Consider the following 17299-nt stretch of genomic DNA (forward strand, 5'->3'; position numbering starts at 1 on the left):
TAATTAATGCCTACCAAAAGCGACAAACCTCAACTTTTGACCTTTATAGGTTTATATTTTTTTCTTTCAATATTTGGTTGTTGCTTATCTATTGAAGCAAACAACTACAAAGATTATTCTTATTTTCAAAAACGTGACTCTATACTAAATCAAGAATTTAAAACTGTAAAAAAATTATATTCTGACGAAAAGTATTCTCAATCATTAAGGAATGCGCTAGCCTTATTAAATAAAATAGACACTAATAAAAATCCAGAATTAAGTTATTTGTGCCATTATCAGATAGGAGAAATATTTAGAAAGATTAATAATCATGAAAAAGCTTTATTTCATTTTAAAAAATCTTTAGAAATATCTCTTATAAATAGTCGCTTTAATGAAAACAACAACACCCTTCCTAAAAATAAAACCAATTACGCAAAAAGCTTACTAAGAGCTGGTTATGAATTTTTTAGATTACAAGAATTGGATAGTGCTAAAAACTATTACTCTAAAATAATTGATTTAAATTTTCATAGCAATGAATTAGAAAACGTAAAAGCTTCAGCTTATAATAATCTATCAGGAATTTACCTTTATGAATCCTCTTATAAAACAGCTAGAGAGTATGCGAGAAAGGCTATTGAGATAAGAAGAAAATATAATAATAAAATATACGAAGCTGCAGCATTAGGAAATCTAGCCAGTATTTATTTAGAAGAGAAAAAATTTAATGACGCCAAATTAATCTATTTAAACGCAATAAGTTTAATAGAAAAAGATACTACTGATGAAGCCGTTAGATTCAAAGAAGATTTATATTTTAACTTAGCCTGGGCATTGTATAAGATGAAAGACTATACAGCTTATGACTATCAAGAAAAATCATATTTAATTAAGGACGATAGAAGAGACAAAGAAATTAGAAAAACTGTAGAGCAGGTCTATGCTCAACAAAAAGTAGATCTAGAAAAAGAAAAAACAGCCTTAGTCGAAGAACAACGAAAACTAGAAGAAGCCCAAGAAGCTAAAACCTCTATGCTCTTTGGCGCTTTAAGTTTTTTAGTACTAATTGTTTCAGGAGTAATCATATACAACTATAAACTTCGTCAGAAAAATCTAAGTCTTAAACTTTCTGAAAGTAAGCTTATACAGCAACAAAACCTTGAGAAGGTTAAATCAGAAGCGCAAGTTAAAATTCTTAACGCTACGATAGACGGAAAAGAAACCGAACGAAAGCTCATTGCTGAAATATTACACGATAATGTTAGTGCTTTACTTTCATCTGCTAACATGCATTTAACAGCTACAAAAAAACAATTTAACGGAGACACTCCTCAAGAAATAGAAAAAACACAAGCTATTATTTCTGAAGCCTCACAAAAAGTAAGAGACTTATCTCATAACCTAGTTTCTTCAATTTTATTGAAATTTGGACTTGAGTATGCTATTAAAGATGTCGTTAAAAAGTATTCTAACAGCCAGTTAAAACTTGAAGTTTCAGCAAAAAACATCAACAGATACAATCAAGAGTTTGAAATCAAAATATTTAATGTGATTCAAGAATTAATCAACAATATCTTGAAACATAGTAAAGCCAAACATGCACAAATAGATTTAAAAGAAGAGAGAAATCAACTAACCGTTCTCGTTAAGGATGATGGGGTAGGATTTTCTACCTCGTCTTCTTCTTTTTCTGACGGTATTGGCCTTAACCAAGTTGAAGCTAGAATTCACATGATGGACGGTAAGCTAACTATAAAGTCTGAAGTAAATGTAGGCACCTCTATACATATCATGGTTCCTATACTAAAGAAAGAAAAAAACCTTAGCAAACTAACCTCTGTTAGCTAGTTCAATAACTTCCATATTTTTTACATTGCCTTTATCTATTTCGAAACGCAGCATGGTTCTGACTTTATGAAACCCATGATTTCCTGCTGCTCCTGGATTCAAATGTAATACGTTTAATTTTTTATCGTATTGAACTTTTAAAATATGCGAATGCCCACAAATAAATAATTGTGGTGTATTCATTCTCAGCTCTTCTCTAACTCTTTGGTTATATTTATTCGGATAGCCCCCTATGTGAGTTATCCACACAGAAACACCTTCAACTGTAAATTTATTATCTAGCGGAAATTCTGCTCTAGCATCTTTATCATCAATGTTTCCATACACAGCTCTAAGTGGCTTCAGTTTCTTTATTGTATCAGTTACATTTAAATTACCTATATCACCTGCATGCCAAACCTCATCAGCTTGCTTTACAAACTTTAAAATTTGTTCATCAATAAAACTATGCGTATCAGAAAGGAGTAAGATTTTCTTCATTAAAGCAAAACTAGTAAATTATAAAATAAAAAATCCACGATACTACATCATGGATTTCTTTATACTTAGGGGATATTAATGAAAGGGGAATTCACTATCTTATTCTAAATTGAGGTTGCGAAAATAATACAAATACTCAGTTAATCTGTTAACATATGTTAATAATATACAAAAACATTATTTTACTTCACTCGCTAGCTCTTTTCAAATTAGAATTTTATAATTTAGCTCTTTAAAATTTTACACTTCTTGAGGTATTTTATTGAATTAGCATACAACGGAAAAAATTATCATGGATGGCAAATACAGCCACATGCAATTTCAGTTCAAGAAAAAATAAATAAGGCAATTAGCACTATTTTAAGGGAAGAAATAAACATTGTAGGAGCAGGAAGAACAGACGCGGGTGTGCATGCAGCGCAAATGTTTGCTCATTTTGATGTAGCAGTTCCTTTAAATGATAATTTTACCTACAAGTTAAATGCTATTTTACCTGACGATATTGTCATATTCAAAACACACTTGGTGCCTAACGATGCTCATGCCCGTTTCGATGCATTTAGTAGAAGTTACGAATACAAAATTTGGCTAGGTAGAAATCCTTTTTTATTAGATACCTCTTGGCAATTGCACCGTCAGCAATTAAATATAGAATTGATGAATAAAGCCGCAGCAATTTTGTACGATTACGAAGATTTTGAATGTTTTTCAAAAGTAAAAACTGATGTACTTACATTTAACTGTACAGTAACTAATGCTGAATGGATTAAAAACGGGAGTGAATTAACGTTTCATATCAGTGCCAATCGTTTTCTAAGAAACATGGTTCGTTCTATTGTAGGAACTTTAATCGATGTTGGCTTAGAAAAAATAACTGTAGAGGATTTTAAAAAAATCATAGAAAGTAAAAATCGAAGTAAAGCAGGTGTCTCAGTTCCTGCAAAAGGTTTATTTTTAACAAAAGTAATATACGACTATATATAGTGAGTAAAACAACAGGAAAAGCATTCGACATTAAAATTTTTGCAAGACTAATGAGTTTTGCAAAAAAATACCGTGTACGGTTTATCGTTGCAGCATTATCTACCATTTTATTAGCAGGATTTGCTGTGCTAACACCTGTCATTTTAATGACAGCTATAGACGATTTTATTGCAAACAAAGATTTTTCTAGGCTATTGTATTTCACAATTGCCATGATAGTAGTACTACTTATCCAAGTTTTTTTCCAGTTTAGTTTTATTTATTACGCAAACTGGGTAGGACAACATATTATTAGAGACATAAGAGCTAAAACTTTTAGAAAAATACTTCAATTTAAAATGGGGTATTTTGATAATTCTTCAGTAGGAAAATTGGTAACTCGTGTTGTTTCAGATATAGAAACTATCGCCAATTTTTTCACGCAAGGAGTTTTTATGATTGTAAGTGACGTTTTAAAAATGATTGTAGTAATCATTGTAATGTTCTTCACAAACTGGAAATTAGCATTAATTGCACTTGCAACCTTGCCTGTATTAATTTACGCTACTAAACTATTTCAAATAGCTATAAAGTCTACCTTTCAAGATGTACGCAATCAAGTAGCAAACCTAAATAGTTTTGTACAAGAAAGAGTGACAGGAATGAAAATCGTTCAGCTCTTTAATAGAGAACGAATTGAATACAAAAACTTCATTGAAATTAATAATAAACATAAAAAAGCACATGTTAAAACCGTTTGGTATTACTCTATCTTCTTCCCAATTGCCGAAATACTCTCTTCTATAGCAATTGGTTTAATTGTATGGTACGGAGGGTTACAAGTTGTAGAAGACAAGGCTGTTAGTGTTGGTGCTATTATTGGTTTTATAAAAATGGCTCAAATGCTTTTCAGACCGTTGCGACAAATAGCTGACAAATTTAATCAACTACAAATGGGAATTGTTGCCGGTGAACGTGTTTTCAACATAATAGATACTGAAAGCTCTATAGACAAAAGCGGTACAATTCATGCAGCCAATATACAGGGAACAATTAATTTTAAAGATGTACGATTTAGCTATATAAAAGGGGAAGAGATTTTAAAAGGAATTAACTTAGAGGTTGCAAAAGGACAAACCGTTGCCATTGTTGGAGCCACTGGAGCGGGTAAATCAACCATTATTAATTTGATCAGTCGTTTTTATGAAATAGATAGTGGTGAGATTTCTATCGACAACATCCCTGTTCAAGACTACCAAATAACCTCTTTACGCCAAAAAATAGCCGTAGTGCTACAGGATGTATTTCTATTTTCAGATAGTATTTTAAATAACATCACTCTTAACAACCAAGATATTTCTCTTGAAGAAGTTAAAATTGCTGCTAAACAAATTGGAATACATAATTTTATAATGAGCCTTCCTAACAATTATCATTATAATGTAAAAGAACGCGGAGGTATGTTGTCTTCAGGCCAACGTCAATTAATTGCCTTCTTACGCGCCTATGTTAGTAAACCTAGTATTTTAATTTTAGATGAAGCTACCTCATCAGTTGACGCACATTCTGAACAAATGATTCAATACGCCACTGATGAAATCACAAAAAATAGGACTTCTATTGTAATTGCTCATCGCTTAGCAACTATTAAAAAGGCTGATATAATTATAGTTATGGACAAAGGACGTATAGTTGAACAAGGAAATCATACAGAATTATTAAAAAAACATGAGGGCTATTATAAGAATTTGTACGAAAAACAGTTTAATAGTGAAACGGTGATGTAAATAAATTTGTTTACATCAATCAAAATAGTACATTTGTTATTCAATCTTAAAAACTAAAAATCAATTAACGATGAAAAAAGTAATTTTATCAGTATTTGTTGTTGGTGCTTTATTAGCAACATCATGTAAAAACACTAAAGAAGAAGCTAAAGACGCTGCCAAAGATGCTGTTGAAACTGTAGAAAAAGCTACTGAAGAAGCTAAAGAAGCTGCTGCTGAGGCTACTGAAGAAGCTAAAGAGGCTACTGAAGAAGCTGTTGAAGCTGTACAATCTGCAATCGAAGGTATCGAAATTCCAGAATTTGAAGACCCTAAAGTAGGAGAATACTTACAGTCTTATTCTCAATATGCTAAAGATTATATCGAAGCTAAAGGAGATGTAGTTAAAAACTCTGAATTAGCTAAAAAAGGTGTTGAGTTAGCTGAACAAGCTAAAGAAATCGTTGCTAACTTAGACGAAGAAGCTACTAAAAAATTCAATAGCGTGATGACTGCTATTCAATCTAAAATGGCTCCTGCTCAATAATCTTTTTTGAACAGAAAACAAAAAAGCTCGCAAATTGCGAGCTTTTTTTATGCCATTACATCTTTTTCTAATTTCCTATGAAGTTCTTCGAGTGATTTGTACAACACAAACTCTCCATCTTTTATATATGAAATTTCTCCCGTTTCTTCTGAAACCAATAAACAAAGTGCGTCTGTTTTCTCACTAACACCAATAGCAGCTCTATGACGCAACCCAAACCTAGAAGGTATTTTAGCACTATTAGAAACTGGTAAAATTACTCGAGTTGCCACAATATAGTTATCTCTAATAACTGTTGCTCCATCATGTAACGGACTATTTTTATAAAAAATACTCTCAATAATCGCTTCATTAACCAACGCATTCATTTTATCACCAGTATTAATTAAAAAATCGAGATTATTTGTTTTTTCTATCACCAATAATGCTCCAGTTTTTGTTTTTGATAAATTAGCACACGCCATTAAAATAGTTTCAATATCTGTTTCAGAATGAATTTCAGTCTTTAAAAACTTTAACTGATTTAAAAAACCTTTTTTGGTTGAAAAATTAGTAGTTCCTATCATTAATAAAAACTTTCTAATTTCTTGTTGAAACACAATAATTAACGCAATAACTCCTCCAGACAGCAAGTACCCCAAAATACCACTTAGCATTTCCATTTTTAAAGTCTGTGTAACCTTCCAAATTAAAAATATGAAAGCTATTCCTATAACAATATTAATCGCTACTGTTCCCTTTAACAACTTATAAATATAGAAAAGCAGCACTGCTACTAAAAAAATATCCAATACATCAAGAAACGAAAAATCGATAAAATCTAAATTCATTAATTTTTTGAAGTTTTTTAACTTTAAAAACAAGTTTTTAGGCATTATAAATTGCCTGATAAGTAAATGTAAGGATTTTATTACAACTGCCCCACAATTTTAACCGCCTCAACTGCCTCCTTTACATCATGCACCCTTAAAATATGCGTACCATTTAACAAAGCAGCTGTATTAGCTACGGTAGTAGCATTTAAAGCTTCTTTCGGTGTAACACCTAACAACTTATACAACATTGATTTTCTTGAAACACCAGTTAAAATGGGAACATCTAAACTTTTGAATAGTGACAAGTTTTTAAGTAACTCATAGTTTTGATCGAGCGTTTTACCAAAACCAAAACCAACATCAATAATTACATCATTCACCTTTAGTTCACGCAATTTAAAAAGCTGCTCTGCAAAAAAGGAAATCACTTCAGTAACCACGTTTTCATATTGTGGGTTTTGTTGCATGTTTTGTGGCGTTCCTTGCATGTGCATCATAATATATGGAACTTGAAGTTTTGCGACCGTTTCAAACATTTGTTCGTCCATCTTTCCTCCAGAAATATCATTTATTAGTGCAGCTCCAGCATGTATCGATTGCTCCGCTACCCTACTTCTAAATGAGTCTACCGAAATCATAATTTCAGGAAAGTTTTTAACCAACAACTCCACTACAGGGAGCATTCTTTGTAACTCTTCTTCTTCTGAAATATGTTTTGCTCCAGGTCTTGAAGAATACGCACCTACATCAATAAATACAGCTCCTTCTTTCAACATTTTCTCAACTTGAACAAGAACTTCATTTTCATTTTTATACCTTCCACCATCAAAAAAAGAATCTGGAGTTACATTTAAAATCCCCATAACCTTAGGCTTGGTTAAATCTACTAAGGTTCCTTTACAATTAATTGTCATCTTGCTAAATTTCCAAGTAAAAATAAACGAAAAGCTTGTAATATTTACTATTTTTGGTCGAATACTTTTAAATAAGAAAGATGCAGAACACCTCTAAACAGTATGATGCTGTAGTTGAAGAATGTAGAAATTTGTTTGTAAAAAAGATGAGCGATTACGGTAGTGCTTGGAGAATTTTAAGGCTCCCTTCATTAACTGACCAAATATTTATAAAAGCTCAACGCATACGCCAATTACAAGAAAATACTGAACGAAAAGTTGATGAAGGAGAGAAATCGGAGTTTATTGGCATTATCAATTACTCTACAATGGCATTGATTCAAATTGAATTAGGCATTGTTGAACAACCTGATTTAACTACCGAAGAGGCTACAAACCTATACAACAAACACATAAAGATTACTAAAGAGTTAATGGAAAATAAAAACCATGATTATGGTGAAGCATGGAGAGACATGAGAGTTTCTTCATTAACCGATTTAATTCTGCAAAAACTACTTCGTGTAAAACAAATAGAAAACAATCAAGGCAAAACTTTAGTTTCTGAAGGAATTGATGCTAATTATCAAGATATGATTAATTATGCTATTTTTGCCATGATTCACCTTTCTGAATCAGATAATTAACCTAAAAAACACCCCTATGATTTTAAAAATGCTAACTCATATTTCAAGAGTACTTGTAGGACTTCTTTTTATTTACTCTGGATTTGTAAAATTGGTAGACCCTATCGGATCTCAATATAAATTTGAAGAATATTTTGGCGCCGATGTATTAAATTTAGAATTCTTAATTCCTTTCGCTCTACCTTTTTCTATTCTTTTAATTGTTACCGAATTGGTTTTAGGCATTATGCTTTTAGTAGGCTACAAACCTAAACTTACTGTTTGGAGTTTATTTGGTTTAAATCTTGTATTTTTATTTTTAACATGGTACTCCTACACCTACAATAAAGTTACTGATTGTGGTTGTTTTGGTGACGCTTTAAAACTTACTCCTAAAGAAACATTTTACAAAAATGTTGTTTTCATGATCTTTATTGTAATTCTTATTTTAGGTGTTAAACACATTAAGCCTTTAATTTCAAATAAGTTTTCTTCTTTAACAACCTTTAGCGCTGTTTTTTTAGCACTAATTGTAACTTATTACGTTTTACAACATTTACCAATTATTGATTTTAGAGCTTATTCTATAGGAACAGATATTGCCAAAGGAATGGAATACCCAGAAGATAGCGATGAGCTTCCTCCTATACACGATTTCATGATTGAAACAGATGAAGGAGATAAGTTAGAAGAAATGCTTGCTAAAGAAAAAGCTATGCTTATTATCATGTCTAACTTCAAGAAAACAGAAAAAGAAGGTATTACTGGAATTTCTGAAGTAGCTAAACAAGCTAGTGAACAAGGTTATGAAATTTATGTACTAACTGCTTCTTATATTGAAGACTTAGCTGCAACTCAAAAAGAATATGGACTTCCTTATACTTTTGGGTTTTGTGATGAAACTGCTTTAAAAACAGTAATTAGAGCTAATCCTGGTATTGTTACCGTAAAAAAAGGAATCATTGTTGGGAAGTGGAATTGGACCGATGCTGATGATGTAGAACTATAAACAGTTATACTATTTATATACAAAGAAAACCTCACAAATTTGTGAGGTTTTCTTATTTTCGCAAGTATATGAAAAGCTCTTGTAGAGATTCTTACAACATCTCTTTCAATAAGAGAGTAAAAACAAGCTATTAATTTAGAAGTATTTTTGTGAAACAATTATTATTAGTTTTTATAGGCGGTGGAACTGGAAGCGTATTGCGATATGTTATTGGAAAAGCTTTAAATAGCCCTCAAACAGGAATTCCGTACGGAACTTTTGCAGCCAACATTCTTGGTAGTTTGCTTATTGGAATTATTTTAGGGTTTGCTGCTAAAAACGAAACCATCACACAAAACCACACCTTATTATTAGCTACTGGTTTCTGTGGTGGATTTACCACTTTCTCAACCTTTGCTTACGAAAATCATATCTTTCTAAAATCTGGAAATTTCACCTCTTTTGCACTATATACTGTTGCTAGCTTTAGCATTGGTTTTTTAGCTGTTTTTGCAGGAATTAACTTAGTAAATTATTTTTGGACAAACACACCAACCATGTAAACAATACTTAAAACAAACCTCACTTTGTGAGTAAATGAATACAATAAATGAGTGAACTTATACAATACAAATCAGAAGACAATTACGTAATTATTACTATTACTAACGGAAAAGCTAACGCTATTTCTCATGAAGTGATTGATGCTTTAAACTCCTCTTTTGACAAAGCTGAAAAAGAAGAAAAACCAATAATACTAACAGGACAACCAGGAATATTCTCTGCTGGTTACGACTTAAAAAGCATGACACAATCTCCTGAATCAGCTTTAGAACTGGTTACCAAAGGATCAAATTTATCACATAGAATGCTCTCTTTTCCTTTCCCAATAATTGCAGCTTGCTCTGGGCATGCTGTGGCCAAAGGAGCTTTCTTACTTCTATCTGTTGATTATAGGCTGGGAGTTGAAGGTGATTTTAAAATTGGACTAAATGAAGTTTTAATAGGTATGACCATGCACAATGCTGGTATTGAAATAGCTAAAGCACGTTTAACTCCTGTTTATTTTGAAAGAAGTGTTAGTTGCTCAGAAATTTACACCCCTGAAGATGCTATCACTGCCGGCTTTTTAGATAAAGTTGTTCCTCAAGAGCACTTACTACCAACAGCTGTAAAGGTTGCTGAAATGTTTTCTAAACTAAATAAGAAAGCACATAAGGAAACTAAACTAAAACTGAGAAAACCATATTTAGATTCGTTAATAAAAGCAATTAAACAAGACAGAGAAGAAGGTTTAACACCTCCTTCCAAATAAAAAAAGTCCTGCAAATTGCAGGACTTTTTATTTATTTAGGTTTCTTATACGCCATTACCCCTGCTTTAATTTCTGTATCTAAATAATTATCGCTTGGTGTAATTGGACAAGAATATCTATCACTATAAGCACAATATGGATTGTAAGCCTTATTAAAATCAATCTCCACAGTCCCATCATCCTTTATATCGGTCGTATAAATATCTATAAAACGACCACCTTTATAAGACGTTTTACCATTCGTATTATCTAAAAAAGGTAAAAATAAATGATTTGCATACTCAGGCGCAGGATGAACATCTTGATAAATAACTAGTTTAAAATCCTCTCCGTCAATAGAAAAAGATAAAACCCCATATTTTTTATACATCGCCACCCTATCGGTCGTCGTTGGAAAATCAAAAATAGGCGCATCTGGTGTTTTTACTAATTCTGCTTTTACAACATACTTTTTATCAATAGGAAAAAAATCTAATCCTTTAAACTTCTTTAATCCTTTTTTGGTAAGTGGCGACCTAGAAGCATCTTTAAACTTAGTATTCATTTCCTTTTGAAAATCAGACATTCCTAAAATAGCTCTTTTTTCTTGGCTGTTACAAGAAAGTATGGAAACAGCAAAAATTAATAATAGTAGTTTTTTCATATCAGTATTTAGATTTCTATAGACACAAAAATACTGTATTACAACCAAAACACCACTATTCCTTAAAAAATCGCTAAATAAAGAGGTGAAAACTGTTAATTTTCTATTAATAATTTGAAATAACAAAATAAAATCGTTACATTTATATTTATAGATAATACTTATGACTGATATAAGATAGTGTAGAAAGATTTTTTTATCTTATAAGAAAAACTTATTAACTAATAAAACAAATTGATGAGCTTGTTTCTTTGCAAACAGAAAGTTTCCCATATATTTGCCGCCCCAGTTATTTTAGGCATGTATCTTTTATCAGACAAAACCTAATAAAGAAATTTTAAATTAAATTGGTAAATTTTATGAATTCAGAATTAATCAATAAGGCAGAAGAATTTGAAAACAGAAAATTCAAATTTATTACTACTAGTGATAGAATACTAGCCTCTAGAGAAGCAAAAGCTCTGATTCTAGAGATTAATGAGGTATATAAACAAACAAAAGACAGCACGTTAATGGACTTAATGAAACGTTTAACAGCTGTAAAACAACGCATTGAAAAACGTTTAAAAGGAAAACCTTTAACAGCTTAAACAATAAACAACCTTTAAGCTCGTTTATAATTTATACATAAGAATAGTAGTTTCATCAACTACCACTCTCATTATAATATTTATTCTTGATAAAGTTCTAAGTAAATTTACTTAGAACTTTTCTTTTTTAAATATATTTGCAACATCGGGATGTAGCTTAGTCCGGTTAAAGTGCTGGTCTGGGGGACCAGAGATCGGTGGTTCGAATCCACTCATCCCGACTTTTTTTATTTTTGTACTCTTCACTAAAAAACCAAAACAAACTCTAATTCAACAACTTAAAAAATTCACTAAACGATTACAAAAAACAAGCATTAAAAATTTTTAAAAAAAGTTTTTTCAGTTTCAAAAAACATTATATATTTGCCACGCTTTTAAAGCAAACGCCGATGTAGCTCAGCTGGCTAGAGCAGCTGATTTGTAATCAGCAGGTCGTGGGTTCGAGTCCCTCCATCGGCTCAAAACTAAAAGCGCTAACAAAAAGTTAGCGCTTTTTTTATGCGCTTATTTTGCTAAATTTGTCATAACTCTATTTTTACAAAAACTTAATGAAAAATATATTTGTTATTGGTATTGCTGGAGGTACAGGAAGTGGAAAAACCACGGTAGTAAACCAAATTATCAACGAACTTCCTGCTGATGAAGTTTGCGTTATTTCTCAAGATTCTTACTACAAACAAACAGACAACTTAACTTACGAAGAACGTACTAAGATAAATTTTGACCATCCTAGAGCTATCGATTTTGACTTAATGGTTGAACATTTAACTAAATTAAAAAATGGATGCATTATAGAACAACCTATATATTCATTCGTTGCTCACAATAGAACCAAAGACACCATAAAAACACACCCTAGAAAAGTTATTATAATTGAAGGTATTTTGATTTTTAATAGCAAAGAACTTCGTAACTTGTGTGACATAAAAGTCTTTGTTCATGCAGATGCCGACGAACGCCTAATTAGACGTGTAAGAAGAGATATTAAAGAGCGAGGGAGAAATGTTGATGAAGTTTTAAACCGCTATCAAAGCACCTTAAAACCCATGCACCAACAATTTATTGAACCTACAAAAAATTACGCGGATATCATTATACCTAACGACAGGTATAATACTGTAGCTATTGACATTGTAAGAACTGTAATTAACGACCGTTTATAACATGAGTTTTAAATCAATAAAAAACAAACCTTCTTTTAAAATAGCCACTAATATTTACGTGATTATACTCACTGTATTTGTGGTTTGGATGCTTTTTTTTGATGAAAATTCTTACCTTACCCATAGAGAGTTTAATAAAGAAATTAATGAATTAAAGAGCTGGATTGATTACCATGAAAAAAAAATCAAGAAAGACAAAAAAACCATTCAACAACTACAAGACTCTCTTCAACTAGAACGCTATGCTAGAGAAAAATACCTAATGAAGAAAGAAGATGAAGACATTTATATTATTGAATTTGATACCATAAAAAAGTAATGAGTAACTATTTATTTGACGAATTTCAAGGTATTACCCCTGCAGAATGGAAACAAAAAATACAAGTAGACCTTAAAGGTGCCGATTACAACGACACTCTTTTGTGGAAAACTGAAGAAGGTATTACTGTAAAACCTTTTTATACTAAAGAAGACAGAACCAATATTAAAGTTAACACTCCCTGTAAAGGTTTCGCTATTTGTCAATCCATTAACATTGAGAATGAAGAAGAAGCAAATGCATTTGCAATCGACTCAATTCAAAGAGGAGCAAATGCCGTCCTGTTCAACGCAAAAAAAGAGTTTGATTACAACATCTTACTAAAGGGAATTGACACTCAAAAAACGTTACTTTACTTTACTTTCAATTTTTTATCCTCAGAATTTGTTAACAAACTAGCTAATTTTATAAACTCAGAAAGCTACTACTTCAACATAGACATTATAGGAAACTTGGCTAGTTCTGGAAATTGGTATTCTAATCTTAAAAACGACCATACACAATTAGAAGAAATAGCAAAAACTACCCCAAACGCTCTTTGCGTTAATACCTCTATTTACCAAAATGCAGGAGCAACCATTATTCAACAATTAGCATATGCACTTGCTCAGGCAAATGAATACCTAAACCGCTTCGGTAGTTCAGCTGCAAAAAACATTCATTTTAGTTTTTCTGTAGGAAGTAATTACTTTTTTGAAATTGCCAAACTACGAGCTTTTAGAATTTTATGGAAAGCTCTTTTAAAAGAATACAACACAGAAGCAACTGCTCATATTTTTACACAACCAAGTTTGCGTAACAAAACCATATACGACTACAATGTAAACATGCTACGCACCACCTCTGAGTGTATGAGCGCTATTTTAGGAGGAACCAACACTATAGCTAATAGCTCTTATGATAAGGTTTTTCATCAACCGAACGAGTTTGGAGAACGTATATCAAGAAATCAACTATTAATTTTACAACAAGAAAGCGAACTAGCAGAAGCCCAAAACATTGCTGAGGGTGCATACTACATTGAAACAATTACTCAACAACTTACCCAAAAAGCGCTAGAGGTTTTTAAATTAATAGAAAACGGTGGCGGTTTCTTAAAACAACTAAAAGAAGGAGTCATCCAACGAAAAATAAAAGAGTCGGCAGCTAAAGAGCAACAATTATTTGATTCAGGAGAATTAGTGTTACTTGGAACAAACAAAATTCAAAACGAAAATGACAAGATGAAAAACGATTTAGAAGTTTCACCTTTCTTAAAAATTCGTAATGAAAAAACACTAATTCAACCTATTATTCAAAAACGATTAGCAGAAAAGCTAGAACAAGAACGCTTAGGAAATGAGTAGAAAAAATATATCAAACATACAAATAAACAAAAGCCAAGAACAACACAACAACAACTTTAAACACGAAGATTTTGTTGCGGGTATTGCACCCAATTTACGTGGACCTTACTCTACCATGTATGTTCGCAGGCCATGGACAATCCGTCAATATGCAGGTTTTTCTACCGCCGAAGAAAGCAATGCCTTTTACCGTAGAAATTTAGCTGCGGGTCAAAAAGGGCTATCAGTTGCTTTCGATTTAGCTACACACCGTGGTTACGATTCAGACCATGAGCGTGTACAAGGGGATGTTGGAAAAGCAGGTGTTGCTATAGATTCTGTGGAAGACATGAAAGTTCTGTTCGATCAAATTCCACTTGATAAGATGTCTGTTTCTATGACAATGAATGGAGCCGTTTTACCTATTTTGGCATTTTATATTGTAGCAGCCGAAGAACAAGGTGTAGCTCCTGAATTATTATCAGGAACTATTCAAAACGATATCTTAAAAGAGTTTATGGTACGTAACACTTACATTTACCCACCTACTCCATCAATGAAAATTATTGCTGATATTTTTAGATATACTTCTGAAAATATGCCTCGGTTTAATTCAATCTCTATTTCGGGTTACCATATGCAAGAAGCTGGTGCTACAGCAGAAATTGAATTAGCTTATACTTTAGCTGACGGATTAGAATACATCAAAAAAGGATTGGAAGCAGGAATGGATATTGACACTTTTGCTCCTCGCTTATCTTTCTTCTGGGCTATTGGAATGAATCATTTTATGGAAATTGCCAAAATGCGTGCAGGAAGAATGTTATGGGCAAAACTAGTAAAACAATTCAACCCAAAAAACCCAAAATCGTTAGCATTAAGAACTCACTGTCAAACCAGCGGTTGGAGTTTAACCGAACAAGATCCTTTTAACAATGTAGCACGTACCGCAATTGAAGCTATGGCTGCTGCCTTTGGAGGCACACAAAGTTTACACACCAACGCTTTAGACGAAGCAATTGCCTTACCTACCGACTTTTCAGCACGTATTGCTCGTAACACACAAATATACTTACAACAAGAAACCCATATTACAAAAACAGTTGATCCTTGGGCGGGTAGTTATCATGTAGAAAAACTTACGGAAGAAATTGCCAATAAAGCATGGGAGCTAATTCAAGAAGTTGAAGAATTAGGTGGAATGACCAAGGCTATTGAAAAAGGAATTCCTAAAATGCGTATTGAAGAAGCAGCGGCTAAAAAACAAGCAAAAATTGATAGCGGTCAAGATATTATTGTTGGTGTTAACAAATACCAATTAGAACAAGAAGACCCTTTACATATTTTAGAGGTAGATAACGAAGCTGTTCGTCAATCTCAAATCGATAGACTAAACGATTTAAAATCGAAAAGAAATCAAGCTGAAGTTGACAAAACATTGAGTGATTTAACTGAATCTGCTAAAACGGGTAAAGGAAATTTATTAGATTTAGCAGTAAAAGCCGCAAGAAACAGAGCTACATTAGGTGAAATTTCTGACGCCCTTGAAACTATTTTCGGACGTCATAAAGCAGTACATAAAACCATATCTGGCGTGTATAGTAAAGAAATAAAAGATGACGAGCTATTTAAAAAGGCTACTGAACTAGCTGATAAATTTGCTGAGTTAGAAGGACGTCGTCCTCGTATTATGATTGCTAAACTAGGACAAGACGGTCACGATCGTGGAGCTAAAGTAGTAGCTACCGGTTATGCTGATTTAGGTTTTGATGTCGATATTGGTCCTTTATTCCAAACTCCTCAAGAAGCCACCAAACAAGCTATAGAAAACGACGTGCACATTTTAGGAATTTCCTCATTAGCTGCAGGACACAAAACCTTAGTTCCTCAAGTTATTGCTGAGCTTAAAAAATATGGTCGTGAAGATATTATGGTGATTGTTGGTGGTGTAATTCCTGCACAAGACTACCAATTCTTGTTTGATGCTGGTGCCGTAGGTGTTTTTGGTCCAGGAACTAAAATTGCACAAGCTGCTATTGACATGTTAACCATTTTAATTGATAGTATTGAAGAATAACTAACGGTTATGAAAATAAAATTCATTGATAGAAAAACAGGTGAAATAATTACCGAAACCCCTCCAGGAGAAGGATACTTAAAATTGCTATACAACAATCCGTTTGGTAAAATGGCTTTATTGCCATTAGTTAAGCGTAAATTTTTATCATCATGGTATGGTAAACTCATGAACAAACCCAACTCTATTAACAAAATAAACAGTTTTGTTAGAGAACTTCAAATTGACATGAGTGAGGCAGAAAGACCTTCTGAAGACTATATTTCTTTCAATGATTTTTTCTATCGAAAGTTAAAATCTGACGCTCGTCCAATTGAAAATGGTTTTGTTTCTCCTGGTGACGGAAAAATGTTAGCCTTTAAAAATATTTCTGATATTCATAACTTCTTTATCAAAGGAAGAAAATTCACCTTAGAGGAATTTTTAGGCAATAAAGAACTCGCAACAAAACACAAAGACGATTCTTTAATTATACTTCGATTAGCTCCTAACGATTATCATCGTTACCACTTTCCATACGACGGAATTCCTTCCGAAGTAACAAAAATTAAAGGACGTTATTTTTCAGTATCACCTCATGCCCTAGCTGCTAACTTCACAAGAGTGTTCTGTGAAAACAAAAGAGAATTCTGTACTTTAAAAACACACGACAAAGGAGATGTTATCATTGCCCCAGTAGGTGCTACTATGGTTGGAAGTATTATTGAAACTTACCTTCCAAACACTGAAGTAAAAAAAGGCGATGAAATGGGCTACTTTGCTTTTGGAGGTTCAACTATTGTATTGTTAATTAATAGTTCTAAAATCACTATTGATGAAGATCTTTTAATCAACACCAAAAACAAGATGGAAACCTTTGTTAAAATGGGAGAGCGAATTGGAAATTAACCTTCATAAATTTAACATTTTACCTTTTAAAAATGATTGATTTCATAAGGTGATTAGAGCTTTAATCC

At 32.3% G+C, this 17299-nt stretch carries 18 protein-coding genes and 2 tRNA genes; 16 read left to right on the forward strand and 4 right to left on the reverse strand.

Going from position 1 to position 17299, the window contains the following annotated elements; all coding sequences use genetic code 11:
* Positions 1-6 precede the first annotated feature (6 nt).
* Positions 7-1833, forward strand: a complete 1827-nt coding sequence (locus V1T75_RS11810) for a tetratricopeptide repeat-containing sensor histidine kinase (RefSeq protein WP_330488733.1) — start codon at positions 7-9, stop codon at positions 1831-1833.
* Here the strand turns inward: V1T75_RS11810 and V1T75_RS11815 are convergent.
* On the reverse strand, positions 1816-2313 hold the full coding sequence (locus V1T75_RS11815) for a metallophosphoesterase family protein (protein ID WP_330488734.1): 498 nt from the start codon (positions 2311-2313) through the stop codon (positions 1816-1818). The genes V1T75_RS11810 and V1T75_RS11815 overlap by 18 nt on opposite strands.
* Before the next feature lie 249 nt (positions 2314-2562).
* Between V1T75_RS11815 and truA the strand changes: the two genes are divergently transcribed.
* The 3 genes from truA to V1T75_RS11830 all read left to right on the forward strand — a co-directional run bounded on the left by truA (position 2563) and on the right by V1T75_RS11830 (position 5589).
* Entirely contained in the window at positions 2563-3297 is a 735-nt protein-coding gene (truA, locus tag V1T75_RS11820) for a tRNA pseudouridine(38-40) synthase TruA (RefSeq protein WP_330488735.1), read from the forward strand.
* Positions 3297-5063, forward strand: coding sequence for an ABC transporter ATP-binding protein (locus tag V1T75_RS11825; RefSeq protein ID WP_330488736.1), 1767 nt, complete (start codon positions 3297-3299; stop codon positions 5061-5063). The genes truA and V1T75_RS11825 overlap by 1 nt, the downstream gene beginning before the upstream one ends.
* Before the next feature lie 70 nt (positions 5064-5133).
* Positions 5134-5589: a hypothetical protein gene (locus V1T75_RS11830; protein ID WP_330488737.1), complete on the forward strand. Its 456-nt coding sequence runs from the start codon at positions 5134-5136 to the stop codon at positions 5587-5589.
* 47 nt (positions 5590-5636) lie between these two features.
* On the opposite strand, the gene cdaA is transcribed toward V1T75_RS11830, so the two are convergent.
* Together cdaA and folP are read right to left on the reverse strand one after the other, a co-directional pair.
* Positions 5637-6419, reverse strand: a complete 783-nt coding sequence (gene cdaA, locus V1T75_RS11835) for a diadenylate cyclase CdaA (protein WP_330488738.1) — start codon at positions 6417-6419, stop codon at positions 5637-5639.
* Positions 6420-6499: 80 nt separating this feature from the next.
* Positions 6500-7318, reverse strand: a complete 819-nt coding sequence (gene folP / locus V1T75_RS11840) for a dihydropteroate synthase (protein ID WP_330488739.1) — start codon at positions 7316-7318, stop codon at positions 6500-6502.
* An 80-nt stretch (positions 7319-7398) separates the two neighbouring features.
* Here folP and V1T75_RS11845 point away from each other — a divergent pair, with 80 nt between their 5' ends.
* The 4 genes from V1T75_RS11845 to V1T75_RS11860 all read left to right on the forward strand — a co-directional run bounded on the left by V1T75_RS11845 (position 7399) and on the right by V1T75_RS11860 (position 10226).
* Entirely contained in the window at positions 7399-7944 is a 546-nt protein-coding gene (locus tag V1T75_RS11845) for a DUF1599 domain-containing protein (RefSeq protein ID WP_330488740.1), read from the forward strand.
* A gap of 16 nt (positions 7945-7960) precedes the next feature.
* On the forward strand, positions 7961-8932 hold the full coding sequence (locus V1T75_RS11850) for a DoxX family protein (RefSeq protein WP_330488741.1): 972 nt from the start codon (positions 7961-7963) through the stop codon (positions 8930-8932).
* Positions 8933-9081: 149 nt separating this feature from the next.
* Complete coding sequence (gene crcB / locus V1T75_RS11855; RefSeq protein ID WP_330488742.1) at positions 9082-9474, forward strand: fluoride efflux transporter CrcB; 393 nt, start codon at positions 9082-9084, stop codon at positions 9472-9474.
* Positions 9475-9521: 47 nt separating this feature from the next.
* A complete protein-coding gene (locus V1T75_RS11860; RefSeq protein WP_330488743.1) occupies positions 9522-10226 on the forward strand; it encodes a crotonase/enoyl-CoA hydratase family protein in 705 nt (234 codons plus the stop codon).
* Positions 10227-10257: 31 nt separating this feature from the next.
* Here V1T75_RS11860 and V1T75_RS11865 read toward each other — a convergent pair whose 3' ends face one another.
* A complete protein-coding gene (locus V1T75_RS11865; RefSeq protein ID WP_330488744.1) occupies positions 10258-10869 on the reverse strand; it encodes a DUF1684 domain-containing protein in 612 nt (203 codons plus the stop codon).
* A gap of 359 nt (positions 10870-11228) precedes the next feature.
* On the opposite strand from V1T75_RS11865, the gene V1T75_RS11870 reads away from it, so the two are divergent.
* The 8 genes from V1T75_RS11870 (at position 11229) to asd (ending at position 17231) form a co-directional block, all read left to right on the forward strand.
* Positions 11229-11459 (forward strand): hypothetical protein, encoded by a 231-nt coding sequence (locus V1T75_RS11870; protein WP_115901993.1) that lies wholly within the window; start codon positions 11229-11231, stop codon positions 11457-11459.
* Positions 11460-11605: 146 nt separating this feature from the next.
* Positions 11606-11680, forward strand: a tRNA-Pro gene (locus V1T75_RS11875).
* 164 nt (positions 11681-11844) lie between these two features.
* A tRNA-Thr gene (locus tag V1T75_RS11880) sits at positions 11845-11918 on the forward strand.
* Between the two features lie 98 nt (positions 11919-12016).
* Positions 12017-12622: a uridine kinase gene (udk, locus tag V1T75_RS11885; protein WP_330488798.1), complete on the forward strand. Its 606-nt coding sequence runs from the start codon at positions 12017-12019 to the stop codon at positions 12620-12622.
* A 1-nt stretch (position 12623) separates the two neighbouring features.
* Entirely contained in the window at positions 12624-12941 is a 318-nt protein-coding gene (locus V1T75_RS11890) for an FtsB family cell division protein (protein WP_121148165.1), read from the forward strand.
* Entirely contained in the window at positions 12941-14287 is a 1347-nt protein-coding gene (locus tag V1T75_RS11895; RefSeq protein ID WP_330488745.1) for a methylmalonyl-CoA mutase subunit beta, read from the forward strand. The genes V1T75_RS11890 and V1T75_RS11895 overlap by 1 nt, the downstream gene beginning before the upstream one ends.
* Positions 14280-16343 (forward strand): methylmalonyl-CoA mutase, encoded by a 2064-nt coding sequence (gene scpA / locus V1T75_RS11900; protein ID WP_330488746.1) that lies wholly within the window; start codon positions 14280-14282, stop codon positions 16341-16343. Before V1T75_RS11895 ends, scpA begins: the two co-directional genes overlap by 8 nt.
* A 9-nt stretch (positions 16344-16352) precedes the next feature.
* Positions 16353-17231 carry an archaetidylserine decarboxylase gene (gene asd / locus V1T75_RS11905; RefSeq protein WP_330488747.1) on the forward strand — a complete coding sequence of 293 codons (879 nt, stop codon included), beginning with the start codon at positions 16353-16355 and terminating at the stop codon, positions 17229-17231.
* The last annotated feature ends 68 nt before the right edge of the window (positions 17232-17299 follow it).

The sequence above is a fragment of the Tenacibaculum sp. FZY0031 genome, from assembly GCF_036350695.1.
Lineage (GTDB): Bacteria > Bacteroidota > Bacteroidia > Flavobacteriales > Flavobacteriaceae > Polaribacter.